Origin of the sequence: Cupriavidus pauculus, assembly GCF_008693385.1 — a bacterium.
In the GTDB taxonomy this organism is placed as follows: domain Bacteria; phylum Pseudomonadota; class Gammaproteobacteria; order Burkholderiales; family Burkholderiaceae; genus Cupriavidus; species Cupriavidus pauculus_D.
Genome location: NZ_CP044067.1, coordinates 1,755,598 through 1,773,238, shown reverse-complemented (window position 1 = coordinate 1,773,238; position 17,641 = coordinate 1,755,598). Strand labels below are relative to the sequence as shown.

Here is a 17,641-nt window from a genome sequence, read left to right as displayed (position 1 = left end):
CGATGATGGAATCCACACTGCTGTCCCATATCCTCGTGGCCGCCGGCATGGGCCTGATCGGCGCGGTCGTGTTCGCGGCCATCGGCCTGGTCTCCGGCACCGACGAGACCACCACGCTGGCCCCGCTGACGCTGCTCGTCGTGCTGCTGGGCGTGCCCCCCGAAGGCGTGTTCACGTTCTTCCTCGCGGGCGCCGTGGCCAAGCATATGACCCACGCGATTCCCACCGCGCTGCTCGGCATCCCGGGCGACACGCTGGCCACCCCGCTGCTGCAGGATGCCAACCACCTGCGCAATCTCGGCGTGCCGCATATCGCGCTACGCAAGATGATCTCGGGCGCCATCATCGCGGCATTCGTCGCGGTGCCGCTCGCGGTCCTGTTCGCGGTGCTGCTTGCACCGTTCGGCGCGACGATCACCAAGGCGGCACCATGGATCTTCGTGATCGCCGCCGTGATCATCGCGTACAGTTCGGCCGGACGCTGGGCCTCGGTTGCCGCGCTGGTGCCGTTCGTCTTCGTGGTGGTGGCGCTGCAGACGCTGACGGCGAAGTTCGGCGTCAAGCTGAGCATCAGCTATTTCCTCGGGATTGCGATCGGCCCCCTGATCGCCGACCTGTACTCGGTGATCTCGCCCACCGATCGCCAGCGCATGCGGCGCGACAAGGTACGTACCTTTGCCATCGCGCCGGACGTCAAGGGCTGGGCCGGCTACTTCCCTAACCCGTTCCGCGTGCTCGATCGCGAGCAGACGCGATGGACGGTGGCCACGGCAGCCATCTCGAGCGCGACGTTCGTGTTCAGCCCCGTGGCGATGACGGTCGTGCTCGGCGAACTGGTCGGGTCGCGCATCCGGCATGCCTACCATCGCCTGACCACGGTCCTGAGCGCGCGCAATGGCGTGACCGAAGCCACCTATATCGCCGAGGCCCTGATTCCGCTTATCGCGTTCGGGCTGCCCCTGAGCCCGGTCGCGGCAGGTCCCGCCGCGCCGCTGTTCAATGCGCCGCCGGTCTTCACCGTGGACGCTGGCGGCGGGCAGACGCACAATCTGCACAACCTCCTCAATCACTGGGAGTTCCTCGGCTACGGGCTGCTCGCCGTCTGCCTGGCCGCACTGGTGTCGTATCCGTTCGCGATGAACTACGCGCGCCGCGCGGCGCTGTTCGTCTCGCGCCGCGTCTCGCACGAGGCGATCATCGCGACGTTCGTCGGACTGATTCTCGTGATCAGCGTGTGGGAAGGCGGACTCGTCGGGCTCCTGGTGATCCTGACGATGGGTTTGATGGGGGGCCTGCTGGCGCGCACGATCGGCTTCAACACCGGCGTGCAGTTCATGGGCTACTACACGGCGGTGCTCACGGTGCCCGCGCTGCTCAAGCTGTTCGGCTGACCGCGCCTGCCGATCAGGTCTTGCCGATCGACAGGATCTCGTTGGCGTTGATGATGGCGGCGGCGATGACCTCGGTGGTCACGCGCTTGCTCATGGCCTGGTCGCGGATCAGGTCGTAGGCGGCACCGTCGCTGATCTGACGCGTGCGCATGAGGATGTTCTTCGCTTCCTCGATCTGTCGCACGCCGACGAGCTTGGCCTCGAGCTTGCGGATCTTGCGGCCGGATGCGCCGGCTTGCCCATGCACCTGCCGCGCAACCACGAGCGACGACAGCAGGCCGAACGAGCGCACGGGCGAACCCAGTACCGCCTGCGCGCCGATATGCAGCACGGCCTCGACGATGGTCGGATTCTCGTAGGTCACCACTGCGATCAGCGTCGGCGCATTCTCGGCCTTGAACCAGTCGAAGCCGAGCTCGATGCAATCGGGCCGCACGGCGAGAAACACTGCGTCGATGCCTTCGGGCAGCGTCGGCAGCGGGGGCCAGAACGCCTGCACCTGGCAGCCGATGCGCTGCAGCTGGTCGGTCAGTTGCTTGCCGTCGGCATCGTCGGGATGAAAGACGAGCACGCGCAGCGAGCGCAGGTCCTTGAGAATCTGGGGAGTCGCCCGGATCGTGCGACGCTGGCCTTCCGCACCCACGTCAGAGCTCCAGCGTCGTGAGCGTCGTGGTCCAGTCCCCGAGCGAATGCGTGACGAGGTAGGGGTCGGGATGGACCGGACGCGTGGCCTCCCGCACGATGGTGAACTGGCCGCGGGAATTGGCGATACCGATGCGCGGATACAGGCAGGTGTGATGATTCGACGGATCGATGCGGATCCGTCCCTGCGGCGCATCGAACTCGCTGCCGAGGATATGGGGCATGATATGCAGGATCTCGTCCTCGCCGCATCGGCGGAACGCATTCGCGTAGACGTGCATCTGGAAGTAGGCGGCCTCCCAGCACAGGTTCGGCACCGAGTCGCCGAAGCGGCGGCGCAGACGTTCGAGGCACTTGAGGTTGTCGTCGCGCTGGATCGACTGGAAGTATGGGGCCGCCGTGACATGGCCCGTAGCCACGTCGGCGCCCATCTGGCTGATCTCCGCCTCCGAGGTCGTGAGGCTCGCGATGGGCATCGTGCGCGGATCGAGGCCCGCCTCCGCATAGGCGCGGTAGAACGCGGCCGTCGAATTGCCCACCACGGTCGAGAAGATGAAGTCCGGCCGCCGCTCGCGGATCTCCGCGATGATCGGTGCGAAGTCGCGTTCGCCGGCATCGAGCGGCACATAGCGCTCGCCGACCTTCTGGCTGTCCTGCCGCTGCAGCACGAGTTCGCCCATGATGCGGTTGGATTCGTACGGATAGATATAGTCCGAGCCGATCAGATACACGCGCGCGCCAAAGTTCGCCGTCATGAACTCGGCCAGCTGCACGCTGTTCTGGTTCGGGGCGGCACCTGTGTAGATGATGTTGTTCGAGAATTCGAAGCCTTCATAGAGCGTCGGGTAGAACAGCAGCTTGTTCCAGCGCTCGACCACAGGCAGCACGGCCTTGCGGCTGCTCGACATGTAGCAGCCGAAGATCGTGTTGACGCGGTCGTGCACGATCAGGCGCTCGGCCAGGCGCGCATAGACGGCGGGCGACGATTGCGCGTCGTAGACCACGGGCACGAGTTCGCGCCCGTCGAGGCCGCCTGCCGCGTTGATTTCCTCGATCGCCAGCAGCGATCCCTGAAGCTGCGAGTGACCGATCGTCGAAGTGGCGCCCGTCTCGGAGAACAGTACGCCGACGCGCACGGGGTCCTTGTTGGCCATGGTTCCGCGGTCTCGCTAGTTGGACACGAGTCGAGCATATATTGCCGACAGTTGCGCAGGCAAGGCCCGCGCCGTATCGGCAATGCAGAAGTTGCCATGCCCGAGGATGGTGCGGATGTACGGTGCCGCACCCGAGTCGATCGTGACACCGCAGACCGCCACGCCCGCGCGGCGTGCCGCCTGCACGGCCGCGCGCGCGTCCTCGACGAGATAGCGGCGGTCGAATACATCGACATCGGACGGTTCGCCATCCGTGATGACGACGATGGCGCGATGGGGGTTGGGTTCGTCCATCACGCACGTGGTGGCGTGGCGAAGCGCGGTACCGAGACGCGTGGAGAAGCGGCCCGCGAGTCCGCCCAGTCTCGCGCGCGCGTCGAGGTCTAGCGGCTTGCCGAAGTCGAGCAGCCGGAAGTAGTTGACCGCCTCGCGCGTGTCCGACGAAAACGCGTGGATGGCGACGCGATGGCCGCACTCCGCGGCCGCATGGGCGAGCATCGCGGTGGCGGTGCGTTCCACGTCGAGCACCGTGGCGCCGTTGCCGGTACCAATGCCGGTCACCACGTCGTTGGTGGACGCCGAGGCATCGACGAGCAGCAGGATGCTGAAGTGTGGCGTACCGCGGGCGGGACGCAGGAACAGCCGCGGCTCCGGCGCCAGGCCGAGCCGGCGATCGACCATGACCGTGACGGCCGCGTCGAGATCGAGCGACTCGCCTTCGAGCTGGCGCCGGAGGCGCCGTTCGCGGTTCAGGCGCTGGCGATGGGGCAGCGAGAGACGCGCGCCGATTCGCGACGGGTCCGGTGGCGTCACGTCACCATGCGGCAACGACTGCGCCATCGGCGAGCGCTCGATGACCGTGCACCAGTCCTGGCGAGCGAGGTCGAGCCGATAGTCCCACTCGGGGTACATCGTGCGCGACAGTTCGTCGGCCATCTCCGCGCGGGCAACCTCGCCGCTCGCTTCATCGCGTTCGTCGCGTTGATAAGTCGATGTGCCCGCGAGCGCGAGCGATTCCGCATCGGGCGGCGGCGCGGCATCGCCATGGTCCCACAGGAAGCTGTTGTCGTCGCGATAGGGGGCCGGCACGGCGTAGTCGTTCGCATCGAAGCGTACGCGCATCTGCCCGAGATCGTTGGCGAGGATCGACGCCATCTCGCGGAACGCCGCATGGTCGTGCAGGCGTGCGCGCAGTGCCGCGAAGCCCCGGCGCGCCTTGTCGATCCAGTAGTTGTCGTCCGGCCAGTCGTCGTCGAGCAGCGCCGCGCCCAGGCGGCTCATCATCGCGCGGAAGCTCAGACCATGCGGATCGACGGCATCGCGCAGCGTGGGTAGCCACCACGCGCGCAAGCCGGGGCAATCCTGCAGCATCAGGCTATCGACCCGCGCATCCTCGATGGCCGAGATCACGGCAATGCTCAGGGGCTTGAGACCGCGAGAGGACTGCGCGCGGGGCGAGAAGCGCAGATGCGCGGCGGCATGCGCGGCCGCCGCGCGTTGCATGGCGTAGGACGCCGTGTAGGCCTCGGCGGCCGGAATCAGCAGATGCGTGGGCGTCAGCACCGGGCGGCGCAGGCGTCCGGCGGTCGCCACGGTGAGACCGCATCCGGCTGGCCCGGACAATCCCGTCAGCAGCGGATCGAGCGATGCGGAGACGTCCGAAGCCGTCATGCGAACGTAGCCTCGATGAGCCCGCGCAGCGCGAGCGCCATATCGGGATCGTCGGTCAGCGCATGGGTCATCGTCATGTCGCAGCTGTCGCGCGGGGAGACGCCCGAGCGGATGAGCGTGCCCGCGTGGATCAGCATGCGGGTGGAGGCGCCTTCGTCGAGGCCGCGATGGCGCAGCGCGCGCGTGCGCGCGGCGATATCGACGAGCCGCGTGGCGAGTTGCGGGGCGATATCGGCTTCCGCCGCGACGATGCGCGCCTCCGCGGCGGCATCGGGATAGTCGAACTGCATCGCGACGAAGCGCTGCCGCGTGGACGGCTTCATGTCCTTCGCGCGGCTCTGGTAGCCAGGGTTGTACGACACGACGAGCTGGAAGTCCCGATGCGCGTGGATCAGTTCGCCCTTCTTGTCGAGCGGCAGGATGCGCCGCGCGTCCGTGAGCGGGTGAATGATCACGGTCGTGTCCTGCCGCGCCTCGACGATCTCGTCGAGGTAGCAGATCGCGCCCTCGCGCACGGCCGTGGTGAGCGGGCCATCATGCCAGGCGGTGCCCTGCGCGTCGAGCAGGTAGCGGCCGACGAGGTCGGACGCGGTCATATCCTCGTTGCATGCCACCGTGATGAGTGGCTTGCGCAGTTTCCACGCCATGTACTCGATGAACCGCGTCTTGCCACAGCCCGTCGGGCCCTTGAGTACGGTCGGCAGCCGGTGCGCATAGGCGTGCTCGAACCATGCGACTTCCTGTCCGACGGGTTGATAGAACGGTTCGGTCTCGATGCGATAGGCGGCGATGGCACTGGACATTGCGCGGTCTGGTGAGAGGGATCGTCGTGGAAAGGTGGCCCACCGCGGCGTGCGTCATCCGCGGTGGGTGCGGTCACCGCAATCGCGTCAGCGGTGCTCGGCCTGCTCGTGCGGAATCCCTTCGATCGGACACTCGGGCGTGCCGACGGTCGTGCGCGTGATGGACTCGACCATCTTTCGCGTGCCATCCGGATCGTTCACCCACTTGCCGTAGAACTCGAACGGACAGGCGGCCACGCCCTGCGCTCCCTCGCCAGAGTTGATCTTGCCCGTATAGCCGCGGTGCAGCAGCTTGAACAGGTGGTTGTTCGACTGCTGGTTCTTGCGCGCGTCGCGGATCAGGCTCAGCGAGAACTCGCCGTACTGGATGCCCATCTCCTCGGTGCCGCACTCGCCGAGCGTGCGGCCGTCGAAGCCGATCAGCGACGACCCGCCGAAGTACGAGTACACGCCGTCGAAGCCCGTGGCATTGGCCACCGCCACGTAGCTGTTGTTCATCCATGCCATGGTCTTGGCGACCATCATCTGCTGGTCGCGCGCGGGGTACATATAGCCCTGGCAGCGCACGATCAGCTCGGCGCCGCGCATCGCGCAGTCGCGCCAGATCTCGGGATAGTTGCCGTCGTCGCAGATGATCAGGCTGACCTTGAGCCCTTTCGGCCCTTCGGACACGTACGTGCAGTCGCCCGGATACCAGCCTTCGATCGGCGCCCACGGCATGATCTTGCGATACTTCTGCACGATCTCGCCCTGGTTGTTCATCAGGATGAGCGTGTTGTACGGCGCCTTGTTCGGGTGCTGCTCGTGCCGTTCCCCGGTCAGCGAGAACACGCCCCACACATTGGCCTTGCGGCAGGCGGCCGCGAAGATCTCGGTCTCTTCCCCGGGAATCTGCGATGCGGTTTCGTACATCTCCTTCGCGTCGTACATGATGCCGTGCGTCGAGTACTCGGGAAACACCACGAGATCCATGCCGGGCAGGCCCTGCTTCATGCCCACGAGCATCTCGGCGATCTTGCGCGCGTTGTCGAGTACCTCCGCCTTCGTATGCAGCCGCGGCATCTTGTAGTTCACCACCGCCACGCCAACCGTGTCCTTCGAGCTGCCGATATCGCCATGTCGCATGTTATTTCTCCTTGGAAAAAACGGGTAACACCTCAGACGGTCAGGAATGACCGCACTTTCTCCTGGTCGAGCGTCTCGCGCGCTTCCTCGTGCACGATGCGCCCGCCGTCGATGACCAGAAAGCGGTCAGCGAGGTCGAGCGCGAAGCTCAGCATCTGCTCGGACACCACGATCGCGAACCCACGCTCCTTGCGCAGCGTGTTGAGGGTGCGCGCGATGTCCTTGATGATCGAGGGCTGGATGCCTTCGGTCGGCTCGTCGAGAATCAGTACCTGCGGGTCGGAAACGAGCGCGCGCGCGATGGCGAGCATCTGCTGCTGACCGCCGCTGAGATTGCCGCCGCGCCGGTTGCGCATCTCCTTCAACACAGGAAAGCACTGGTAGATGTAGTCGGGCACCGCGCGATAGCGCGAATACTCGGTGCCGGTCAGGATGTTCTGTTCCACGGTCAGCGCCGGAAAGATCATGCGTCCCTGCGGCACGAACGCGAGCCCCTGCCGCACGCGCGCGTGGCCGCGCAGGCCATTGAGCTCCGTGCCGCGCAGGCGGATGCTGCCGCTGCGCGCGGGCAGCATGCCGATAAGCGATTTGAGCAGCGTGGTCTTGCCCATGCCGTTGCGGCCCATGATCGCGACCGACTCGCGCTCGGCGACCGAGAACGAGACATCCTTGATCACATGCGATTCGCGGTAGGCCACATTGAGTCGTTGCACGTCGAGCATGGCTGGGCTCCTAGTGGCCGAGGTAGACGTCGATGACACGGGGGTCCGCCTGTACCTCCGCGACGGTGCCCTCGCTGAGCACGCGGCCCTGATGCAGGACGGTCACCTTGCTCGCGATCTGGCGCACGAAGTCCATGTCATGCTCGATCACGATGACCGACTTGCCCTGCGCGATGCGGGCGAGTAGCGCAGCCGTGAGTTCGCGTTCGCGCGGGCTCATGCCTGCCACGGGTTCGTCGAGCAGCAGCAGGCGCGGCTCCTGGAGCAACAGCATGCCGATCTCGAGCCATTGCTTCTGCCCGTGGCTCAGCCGGCCGGCCTTGCCGTCCAGGCGGTCGCGCAGGAACACCATGTCCGCGACCGCTTCGATGCGCGCAATGACGTCGCTGCGGCGATGGAAGAACACCGAGCGCAGCACGCCGTGCGCATTGGGCAGCGAGATCTCGAAGTTCTCGAACACGGTCAGGTCTTCATAGACCGACGGCGTCTGGAACTTGCGGCCGACACCCGCGCGCACGATTTCGTGCTCGGGCATCTGGGCGAGGTCTTTTCCCTCGAACAGCACATGCCCGGAGGAGGGGCGCGTCTTGCCGCAGATCATGTCGAGTAGCGTGGTCTTGCCGGCGCCGTTCGGGCCGATGATCACGCGCAACTCGCACGGATCGACGCGCAGGCTCAGTCCGTCCACCGCGCGAAAGCCGTCGAACGACACCGTCAGTGCTTCGATCTCGAGGCAGCCGGCCACGGGTGCGGCAGGTTCGGCCTGCGTGGCGGCCATCGCCGGGGCGGGCATCATGTTGTCCATATCGAGTTCCGCGTTCATGGGCTCTCCTTCGCGCGGCGAGCGTCACCGACGTTGCTGAATAGCCCGGCGAGTCCATTGGGCATGGCCACGACCACGACGATAAAGATCGCACCGAGGAAGTAGAGCCAGATTTGCGGGAAGGTCTCCGACAGCCACGACTTGAGGAAACCGACGAGCAGCGCGCCGACCACGGCGCCCGGCACCGATAGCCGCCCGCCGACGGCCGCGAAGATGACCATCTCCACGGAGGTGACCACGCCGACCACACCCGGCGAGACCAGGCCGACCTGCAGCGTGTAGAACGCGCCGCCAATCGCGCTCAGGATGGCCGCGAGCATGAACACGAACGCCTTGAAGTGCGCGGTGTTGTAGCCGCTGAAGCGCACACGGTCCTCGCTGTCGCGGATGGCGATGAGCACCTTGCCGAAGCGGCTGCGCAGGAGGGCGACGGCGAGGGCCATCAGTACGAGGATCGTGCCGGCCTGCACAAAGTAGATGACCTGCCGCGCGGCGTCGCCGACCACGTCCATGCCCAGCAGCGTGCGGAAGTCGGTGATGCCGTTGGCGCCGCCGGTGTCGCCCTGCTGGCCGATGATCAGCACGGTAAGCGTGGTGGCAAGGCACAGCGTGACGATCGCGAAGTACACGCCGCTGAGACGGCGCTTGAACACGGCGTAGGACAGGCCGTAGGCGAGCAGTGCCGGCAGCACGAGGATCAGCACGACGGTGGCGGCGAAACTGTGGAACGGCTCCCACCATAGCGGCAGCTTCTCCACGCTGCTCCAGACCATGAAGTCGGGCAGTTCGGGCGCGGAAGCTTCCAGCTTCAGGAACATCGCCATCATGTAGCCGCCGAGGCCGAAGAAGATGCCCTGGCCCAGGCTCAGGATGCCGCCATACCCCCATGTGATGACGATGCCGATGGCGACGAACGAGAAGGCGAGGTATTTGCCGACGAGGTTGAGCCGGAACGCATCGAGCGCGAGCGGCAGCACCGCAAGCAGCAGCACGGCGACGGCGGCGAGCGCGGCGACGTCGGTCCTGCGGTAGACGAGCTTCGTGGAGCGTTTCATGGCATCACCTCCGTGCCTTGCGGGCGAACAGGCCGTTGGGCCGGAAGTACAGCGCGGTGATTACCAGCAGCAGGATCGCAACCTTCGCCATGGAGCCGCTCATCAGGTACTCGAGCGTCGTCTGCGACTGCGCGATGGTGAAGCCCGATAGCGCCGTGCCGATCAGGCTCTGGACGCCGCCGAACACGACCACGATGAACGAATCGACGATATACAGCTGCCCGGTACCGGGGTTGGTCGAGCCGATCATCGTGAACACGCAGCCGGCGATGCCCGCCAGGCCGGAGCCGAGCGCGAACGTGGCGGCATCCACGCGGTCCGTGTTGATGCCGACGGCATCGCTCATCGCGCGGTTCTGCGTCACGGCGCGCACGCGCAGTCCCCATCGCGTGCGATAGAGCAGCAGATACACCGCGAGCGCGACCACTGCGGTCAGCCCGATCACGAAGATGCGCGTGAGCGGCAGCTGGATGCCGCTCACGGGCTCCCATGCGCCGGACAGCCACGACGCGAGCGGTACGCTGACTTCCTGCGGGCCGAACACCGAGCGGTAGGTTTGCTGCAGGATCAGGCTCAGGCCCCACGTGGCCAGCAGCGTATCGAGCGGGCGGTCGTAGAAGAAGCGGATAAAGCCCCGCTCGAGCACATAGCCCGCGGCGAACGTGGTGGCGAACGCCACGGGGATGGCGGCAAACAGGTAGCCGTCCATCCACTGCGGCGCCCAATGCTCGAACGCGCGCGACGTCAGGTACGTCATGTACGCGCCGAGCGCCATGAGCTCGCCGTGCGCCATGTTGATGACGCCCATCAGCCCGAACACGATGGCGAGGCCAATCGCCATCAGGAACAGGATCGTGAACAGGCTGATGCCGTTGAACACCTGCATCGCGACGATATCGATATCCATGCGTCGTCTCCGTTACAGCTGCGGGAACGGATTCGGCTCGATCAGGTTCGCGGACTCCCACACGATGTCGAACTGGCCGTCGGGGCGCGCGCGCCCGACGCGCACCTTCTTCCATACGTGATGGTTGGTGGCATGCACGCGGACCGTGCCTTCGGGCGCGTCGAGCGTGACGCCGCCGGCCGCCGCCGCCACCTTCTCGGGGTCGAAGGTCTTGGCCTTCTCCACGGCGAGCTTCCACAGGTAGACGCTGTTGTAGGCCACTTCCATCGGATCGCCGATGACGCGCTCCTGTCCATAGCGCGTCTTGAAGGCCTTGACGAAACGCTCGTTGACGGGATTCTTCAGGCTCTGGAAGTAGCCCATGCACGCGTAGTAACCCGCCGCGTTGTCCTTGCCGATGCCCTCGATCTCGTTCTCCGACACCACGGTGGAGAGCAGCGTGATCTTGCTGCCGTCGAGTCCCGCGGCGCGCAGCTGCTTGTAGAACGCGACGTTGGAGCCGCCGACCACCGTGCTGTAGATGCAGTCGGGCTTCGCGGCCTTGATCTTGTTGATGATCGACGAGAACTCCGTATGGCCGAGCGGTGCGTATTCCTCCCCCGCGAGCTTGCCGCCGAGCTTCGTGATCGTGGCCTTGGCGATCTTGTTGCAGGTGCGCGGATAGATGTAGTCGGAGCCGACCAGGAAGATGGTCTTGCCTTTCTCGCGCGCCATCCAGTCGATGGCGGCGATGACGGACTGCGTGGCTTCCTGCGACGGGTAGATGACGTGCTTGTCCTGCTCCTGTCCCTCGTAGTACGTCGGGTAGAACAGCAGGCCGTTGGCGCGCGCAAGCGCGGGGAGTACGGCCTTGCGCGAGGCCGACGTGTAGCAGCCGATGATCGCCGCGCACTTGTCGCGCTCCAGCAGCTTGCGCGCCTTCTCGGCGAAGATCGGGTTCTCGCTCGCGCCATCCTCGACCACTACCTCGATCTTGCGGCCCATGATGCCGCCCGAGGCGTTGATCTCGTCCACGGCCATTTTCTCGGCATCCACGAGCGATGCCTCGGCAATGGCGATGGTGCCCGACAGCGAATGCAGCAGCCCCAGCTTGACGCTCTCCTGCGCATGCGCGGCAAGCGGGCGCAGCAGCGTGCCCGAGGTCGCGCCGAGCGCGAGCATGGATCCGGCGGTCTTGACGAAGCGGCGGCGATTGAACTGGCTCATCGTGTTCTCCTAGGCCATGTGATGCGGTGTTGTTTTCGAAGTCGAAGGCAAAGCTCCGCCCTGGTTGCCGTGGCATCCATTCGACTGGGGCACTACGAAAGGCGCAGAAATCTGAAAACGAAAAAGCCCGAACCGGTCTTCACCGGTTCGGGCTCTGTTGCCTTGCGCTCCGCTGGCAATATTGGCAGCTAGCGCGACATGTTGTGAGACGACATCTCGTCTTGCAGGGATTTATAGCATAAGGATTTGCGGCGGGTGTAGGGATTTTTACCAATCCTGCGAAGAACGTCTTGCGTTCCCCGTTGCGGCGCACGGGAATCTTTATTGCGGTGCGCCATGCGCGAGAACGGTGCCGGACTTTGATTTCTCTTATAGGCGCGCACCACTTGCTAATTGGACGGCGCCCATCGCGGCGCCGAAGATGGGTTCACGCAATCGTCATCGACGACATGCGGCACACACCGATCGACATCGGCTCCCCCATCGACATCGTCCATTCGCCATGCAAGACACTCTCGACTCCTCATATCCGGCCACCGCCGCGCCAGTGGGCCGGCACGACACGCGTGCATGGCTGGCGGCCGCCGCACGCTCGGCTTCCGCCGACACCATCGACGTCGCGCGCCGCCTTGTCGCGGTGCCCAGCGCCTGCCCGCCCGGCGACACGCACGCGATGGCGGAGACCATCGCCGCCTATGCGCGCGACATTCCCGGCGTGGAGGTGGAGCGGTACGGCACCTTGCCGCACGTGATGAATCTCGTGCTGCGGCTGAAGGGCAATGGCCCCGGGCGCACGCTGGTATTCAATGGGCATATGGATACGTTTCCGCTCGTCGATGCCGACGCGTGGACCGCCGACCCTGCCGGCGAAGTGCGCGGCACCGATCTATTCGGTCTCGGGGTGTCGGACATGAAAGGCGGCATCGCCGCCATTCTTGTTGCGATGCGGCAGCTTGCAGCGTGCCGGCATGCCTGGCCGGGCGAGGTGGTGGCGACATTCGTCGGCGACGAGGAGACCATGGGGGTGGAAGGCACGCAGTACCTGCTCGACCACGTCCCGCATGCGCGCGGCGACGCGATGATCAGCGCCGACACCGGATCGATGCGCGTGCTGCGCTTTGGCGAGAAGGGCATGGTGTGGCTGACGCTGCGTGCGCGGGGGACCTCCGCGCATGCCGCCCATGTGCACAAGGGCGATAGCGCGATTGAGAAGCTGCTGCGCGCGCTCGATGCGTTGACGGGGCTGCGCGACATGCCGGTGGCGGCGCCGCCGACGGTGCTGGCCGCGATCCGCGAGGCAAGCCATGTTTCCGAAGCGCTGTCCGGCGCGGGAGAGAGCGACGTGCTGCGCCGGATCACGATGACGATCGGCACGATTCGCGGGGGCCGGCTGCCGAACCTGGTGGCCGACACGGCCGAAGCGACGGTTGACCTCCGTCTTCCCGTGGGGACGAGCGTGTCCGATGTCGAGCACGAGCTGGCGCAGATCCTGCAGCAATGCCCAGGTGTGGAAGCGATCATCGACCGCCGCTACGAACCGAGCTGGACGTCGCCGGACCACGCGGTGGTCGCCACGCTGCGGCGCTGTTGCGAGGAGGTCTCGGGCATGCCGTCGGTGGTGAACATGCGCGTTGGCGCATCCGATGCGCGGCTGTACCGGCGCGCGGGCGTCCCGACCGTCGTCTGCGGTCTGACGCCGCGGAACATGGGCGCACCCGACGAGCACGTGTCGATTGCCGAGCTGCGCGTGCTGGCGGAAGCCTTTGCGTTGGCGGGCTTCGATTTCCTGAACGCTTGATGGCGGCCCCGCCACCCACACCGGAGTCCGTCATGCCGCAATCTCATGCACTCGATCAGGCCACCCGCGCCCGCTTTCGCCGCGTCATCGGCTCGGCGCTCGTCGGCAATATGCTGGAGTTCTACGATCTGTTCATCTACGGCTTTCTCGCCGTCTATATCGCCAGAGTCTTCTTTCCCACCGCCGATCCCTACACGTCGCTGCTGGTGACGCTGGCCACGTTCGGCGTGAGTTACTTCGTGCGCCCGCTCGGCGCGCTCGTCATCGGTGGCTACGCCGATCGTCATGGCCGCAAGGCCGGCATGATGCTCACCATCTGGGCGATGGGCGTCGGCACCGCGATGATCGCGTTTGCGCCGTCTTATGCGGCATGGGGCATCGCGGGCACCGTCGTGCTGGTCGCCGGCAAGTTCCTGCAGGGATTCTCGGCGGGCGGCGAGTTCGGGACGTCGGTGTCGTTCGTCACCGAGCACGCGCCCAGGCATCGGCGCGGCTATTTCGCGAGCTTTCAGGTGGTCGGTATCGGATTGGCGACGGGACTCGCCAGCGTGGTGACGTACGTGCTGACGGCCGCCGTGCCCAGCGAGCAGATTGTTGCATGGGCTTGGCGGTTGCCGTTCATCCTTGGGCTAGTCATCGTGCCGTTCGGCTACTGGCTGCGTCGTCGCGTCGACGAGACACCCGAGTTCACGCAGGGGCGGCACGAGGCGAATCCGGTGCGCACCACGCTGACCACCGCCAAGACACGCATCGCCTGTGCGATCGGCGTGTACTCGCTGGCGGCCTCGACCAACTATCTGCTTGGTGTCTACATCCCGCTGTATGCGCAGAAGGAGCTGGGCCTGTCGGTCGCGGACTCGATGTATGGCGCGATGGGCTACGCCATGGCGCAGATCATCCTGCCGCCGGTGTTCGGCGCGTTGTCCGATCGTCATGGCCGGCTGGCGATGATCACGCTCGGGACGTTGCTGACCGCGGTACTGACCGTGCCCGCGTTCCTGTGGATGGTGAATGTGCCGACCGTTCCGGTGTATGTCACCTGCGTGACCGGGCTTACCGCGTGCGTGATGGTGTTCCAGGGCGCGATGCCGGCGTTTCTCGCGGAGCTGTTTCCTCACGGTACGCGTACGACGGGGCTGGCACTGATCCATAACCTGAACTTCACGGTCGTGGGCGGGTTGTCGCTGCTGGCGTGCGCGTGGCTGTCGAAGGCTACCGGCAGCAAGATGATTCCCGCCTACTACGTGATGGCGACGGTCATGCTCGCGCTCGCTTGCCTCGTGTACTTCCGCAGGCAGCGGGTGGGCACGCCGGACGTGGGGACCGAGGGGGCCGAGGGGGCTGAGGGGGCATTGCCGCAGAAGGCGTAGGCGCGGCGGCGCATAATGGCCGCGGATGCCGCAACAGGGGGAAGTGCCGATGAGGCTGCGCCATATCGAGGTCATCAATGCCATTCGCGTCACGGGTACGCTCAGCGCGGCGGCCGAGCTGCTGAACCTGAGCCAGCCGGCCGTCACGCAGATCCTGCATAGTGCGGAGCGGCAGCTTGGCTACGTGTTGTTCCAGCGCGTGCGCGGGCGCCTGGTCGCCACGCGCGAGGCGCTGCAGCTGTATCCGGAGATGGAGAAGCTGGATGCGCAGCTTGGCGCGATTCGCAAGCTTGCCGAGAACCTGCGGGGGGAGCGGTCGGATACGTTGCGGATCATTGCGGCACCGGCGCTGGCCGAGACGCTGGTGGCGGAGGCCGTGGCCGAGATGACACTGCGCTATCCGAACGCGCGCATTACGGTGCGCGCGATCTACTCCGATCAGGCGGCGGCGGATCTCGCGCTGCTGGATGCGGATATCGGCATTCTGTTCCATAACGTGCCGCATCCGGCGGTGCGCGAGGAGTTGCTCGCGATGAGCCGGCTCATGTGCATTGGCCCGCCGAGCGTGGTGCCGCCGGTCAATGCGATCGATCTGGCGTTCCTGGGCGAGCATCCGCTGATCGGGCCGGACCCGGACGATCCCGTCGGGCGGCTGCTTGCGCAGACCTGCCGGGATCTCGGCATCGGCGTGAAGTCGAGCGTGCAGGCGTTGTCCTATCACTCGGTGATGGCGCTGGCCGCGCGCTGCAGGCGGGTGGGTATCGTCGAAGCGGCCACCGCGCTGGGGGCGGAGGCCATGGGATTGCGCGCGGTGCCGTTGGTGCCGGATGTGCGGCTGCCGATCATTGCGGCGACTGCGTTGCAGGCCGAGGGCAATATTCTGAGCCGCGATTTCCTCGACATCTGCCGGCGTGTCTTCGCCGCGCGGCTCGGGCCCGCGCCCGCCGTCAGCGCAGGAACTCCCGCAGCGCCTGCGTGAAGCGCGCCGGCTGTTCGAAGCTCGAGATATGGGCGGCAGGGAGTTCGAGATAGCGAGCGTTCGGGATCGCATCGGCCAGCGCGCGGCCTTCGGCGGCTGTTGTGGAAGGATCGTCGCTGCCCGCGATGACGAGCACGGGCACCGTGATCGAGGACGCGGTCGTGCGGAAATCCGCGTCGCGCACGGCGGCGCAGTTGGCTGCATAGCCTTGCGGGTCGAGCGCCGCCAGTACCTCACGCAGCGGCGCGATCGCCGCGTTCTCGCGCGCGACGAAGCCGGACGTGAACCAGCGCTGGACCGAAGGCTCCACCATGACGCCCATGCCATCCCTCAGCACCGTGGCGATACGCGTGTTCCAGCCGTCGGTGCCCCCGATCTTCGCCGCCGTGTTGGCCAGCACGATATGCGAGAAGCGCTCCGGCGCGTGAATGCCGAGCCACTGCCCCGTCGATCCGCCCATCGATAGCCCGCAGAACGCGGCCGTATCGATCTCCAATGCATCGAGAACAGCCAGGACGTCGCGGCCGAGCGTGTCGATGTCGAACGGCTTGCCGTCGAACGTCGAGCGGCCATGACCGCGCGTGTCATACCGGACTACCCGGTACTCGCCCGCCAGCGCGTCGGCCTGCGGCTGCCACATCGTGTGATCGGCGCCGAGAGAATTGGAGAAGACGATGGCGGACGCGCCATCGGGGCCATCGACGGTGTAGAACAGCCGGGCGCCGGCGTGATCGAGGTAGGGCACGCGAGTCTCCTGAAAGCGAGCGAGCAAAGCCGCGATGATAGCGCCGCCGCGCCAAGCCTGCCGCGATGTCCCTGCGTTCCGCGTGCCGTTGCGTGCCGGCCAGAGGCGGCGTTTAATAGCAGGCAGCCGTTCCTTCGCCGGAGCACCCATTGCCCGCCGCTCTTACCGCCGCGGCCGCCCTCGCCCAGCGGCTCTCCCAAAGGCTTTCCCAGTGGCTGGATCGCATCGACCCGGGTACGCATCGCCGTATCAAGGGACTGCGCCTCGTCACGGCCTATGGCATCGCGGCGGCGCTCGGCGCGCTGCGGGACGTATCGGTTGGATTGCCCGACGCGGCGCCCCTCGTGACGCTGGCGGCCGGGTTCGCGTTGTGGGCCAGTGTGTCGGAGGCACGTACGACACGGTATGCCTCGGCCCGCGATCTCGTCGCGCTCTGCATCGCGGCCGGGCTCGGCGCGGCCGTCTATGCGGTGGCGTCGCCCTGGCTGTCCGCGCATCTGCGCGCGGGCGGAGAGTGGGTGCTGATCAGTGGGGCGTTCGGTGTCGGGTTTCTGCGCCGTTACGGTGTGCTCGGCGCTGGCGTGGGATCGCAGCTTTATATCGGACAGCTGCTGGGCTATACGGCGGACCTCGGGCCGCGCGACCTGATGGCCATTGTCGCGGCCGTATTGATTGCGATCGTATCCGCCGTGGTGCCACGCATGCTGACCGGTCCCGCCGAGCAGCCGGTGCCGGCGCCACCGCTCGCGCCGATCGTGCGGCCGCGGTTCGGCTCGCCAGAGTTGGTCATGGGCCTGCAGGCGGCAACCGCCTCGCTGGTGGTCGTGGCGTTGAACAGCGCCTTCGGTCTGATCGAATCCGCCTGGGGCGTCACCGCATGCGTGTATGTGGTGACGGGCACCGCCGCAGCGACGCTGGAGCGCGGACGGCGCCGCATCGTCGGCACGCTCGTGGGCGTACCGCTGGGCCTCGTCTGCCTGCCGCTCGCGGCGCACGCGCCATTGCTGATCTGGTGTGCCGCGTCGCTGGCGATGATCGTCTACGCGATGGCGCTTCCCGAGCGGTACGACGTGGCCTGCGGCGCCTTTGCATTCACGCTCGTGGTCACGCTGGCCGTCTCCGGCGAGCATTCGCTGGCGGTGCTGGTCGCGCGCGCCTGGGAGACGCTGCTCGGTGGCGCGCTGGGCATTGCGGCAGCGATGCTGATGTTTCCGCTGCGCGAAGCCAGGGAGACATGAAAGCGCGTGTGA

At 66.4% G+C, this 17,641-nt stretch carries 16 protein-coding genes; 5 read left to right on the top strand and 11 right to left on the bottom strand.

Annotation, left to right across the window (positions count from 1 at the left end):
* Positions 1-2: 2 nt before the first annotated feature.
* Positions 3-1,391 carry a tripartite tricarboxylate transporter permease gene (locus FOB72_RS26260; RefSeq protein ID WP_411859847.1) on the top strand — a complete coding sequence of 463 codons (1,389 nt, stop codon included), beginning with the start codon at positions 3-5 and terminating at the stop codon, positions 1,389-1,391.
* A gap of 13 nt (positions 1,392-1,404) precedes the next feature.
* Here the strand turns inward: FOB72_RS26260 and FOB72_RS26255 are convergent, their stop codons facing one another.
* The 10 genes from FOB72_RS26255 to urtA form a co-directional block, all read right to left on the bottom strand.
* Positions 1,405-2,034, bottom strand: coding sequence for an ANTAR domain-containing response regulator (locus FOB72_RS26255; protein WP_150375747.1), 630 nt, complete (start codon positions 2,032-2,034; stop codon positions 1,405-1,407).
* 1 nt (position 2,035) lies between these two features.
* Positions 2,036-3,187 carry a transporter substrate-binding domain-containing protein gene (locus FOB72_RS26250; protein ID WP_150375745.1) on the bottom strand — a complete coding sequence of 384 codons (1,152 nt, stop codon included), beginning with the start codon at positions 3,185-3,187 and terminating at the stop codon, positions 2,036-2,038.
* Between the two features lie 15 nt (positions 3,188-3,202).
* Entirely contained in the window at positions 3,203-4,858 is a 1,656-nt protein-coding gene (locus FOB72_RS26245) for a nitric oxide reductase activation protein NorD (protein WP_150375743.1), read from the bottom strand.
* Positions 4,855-5,661 (bottom strand): CbbQ/NirQ/NorQ/GpvN family protein, encoded by an 807-nt coding sequence (locus FOB72_RS26240; RefSeq protein WP_150375741.1) that lies wholly within the window; start codon positions 5,659-5,661, stop codon positions 4,855-4,857. Before FOB72_RS26240 ends, FOB72_RS26245 begins: the two co-directional genes overlap by 4 nt.
* An 87-nt stretch (positions 5,662-5,748) precedes the next feature.
* Positions 5,749-6,786, bottom strand: coding sequence for an aliphatic amidase (locus FOB72_RS26235; protein ID WP_150375739.1), 1,038 nt, complete (start codon positions 6,784-6,786; stop codon positions 5,749-5,751).
* Positions 6,787-6,818: 32 nt separating this feature from the next.
* Positions 6,819-7,508, bottom strand: coding sequence for an urea ABC transporter ATP-binding subunit UrtE (gene urtE, locus FOB72_RS26230; RefSeq protein WP_150375737.1), 690 nt, complete (start codon positions 7,506-7,508; stop codon positions 6,819-6,821).
* A gap of 10 nt (positions 7,509-7,518) precedes the next feature.
* A complete protein-coding gene (gene urtD / locus FOB72_RS26225) occupies positions 7,519-8,286 on the bottom strand; it encodes an urea ABC transporter ATP-binding protein UrtD (RefSeq protein ID WP_223851801.1) in 768 nt (255 codons plus the stop codon).
* 41 nt (positions 8,287-8,327) lie between these two features.
* Positions 8,328-9,386: an urea ABC transporter permease subunit UrtC gene (urtC, locus tag FOB72_RS26220; protein ID WP_150375733.1), complete on the bottom strand. Its 1,059-nt coding sequence runs from the start codon at positions 9,384-9,386 to the stop codon at positions 8,328-8,330.
* Positions 9,387-9,390: 4 nt separating this feature from the next.
* Complete coding sequence (gene urtB, locus FOB72_RS26215; protein ID WP_150375731.1) at positions 9,391-10,293, bottom strand: urea ABC transporter permease subunit UrtB; 903 nt, start codon at positions 10,291-10,293, stop codon at positions 9,391-9,393.
* A 12-nt stretch (positions 10,294-10,305) separates the two neighbouring features.
* The gene (gene urtA / locus FOB72_RS26210) at positions 10,306-11,499 is read right to left on the bottom strand and encodes an urea ABC transporter substrate-binding protein (RefSeq protein WP_150375729.1); all 1,194 of its coding nucleotides are present in this window, start codon (positions 11,497-11,499) and stop codon (positions 10,306-10,308) included.
* Positions 11,500-12,001: 502 nt separating this feature from the next.
* Here urtA and FOB72_RS26205 point away from each other — a divergent pair.
* Genes FOB72_RS26205 through FOB72_RS26195 form a run of 3 tightly spaced genes read left to right on the top strand, consistent with a single transcriptional unit; the run spans position 12,002 to position 15,646 of the window.
* Entirely contained in the window at positions 12,002-13,297 is a 1,296-nt protein-coding gene (locus FOB72_RS26205) for a M20/M25/M40 family metallo-hydrolase (protein WP_150375727.1), read from the top strand.
* 32 nt (positions 13,298-13,329) lie between these two features.
* Positions 13,330-14,667, top strand: a complete 1,338-nt coding sequence (locus FOB72_RS26200) for an MFS transporter (RefSeq protein ID WP_191002274.1) — start codon at positions 13,330-13,332, stop codon at positions 14,665-14,667.
* Positions 14,668-14,716: 49 nt separating this feature from the next.
* Complete coding sequence (locus tag FOB72_RS26195; RefSeq protein WP_191002273.1) at positions 14,717-15,646, top strand: LysR family transcriptional regulator; 930 nt, start codon at positions 14,717-14,719, stop codon at positions 15,644-15,646.
* On the opposite strand, the gene pcaD is transcribed toward FOB72_RS26195, so the two are convergent.
* Positions 15,615-16,391, bottom strand: a complete 777-nt coding sequence (pcaD, locus tag FOB72_RS26190; protein WP_150375721.1) for a 3-oxoadipate enol-lactonase — start codon at positions 16,389-16,391, stop codon at positions 15,615-15,617. The genes FOB72_RS26195 and pcaD overlap by 32 nt on opposite strands.
* A 149-nt stretch (positions 16,392-16,540) precedes the next feature.
* Here pcaD and FOB72_RS26185 point away from each other — a divergent pair, with 149 nt between their 5' ends.
* Complete coding sequence (locus FOB72_RS26185; RefSeq protein WP_150375719.1) at positions 16,541-17,629, top strand: FUSC family protein; 1,089 nt, start codon at positions 16,541-16,543, stop codon at positions 17,627-17,629.
* Positions 17,630-17,641 lie beyond the last annotated feature (12 nt).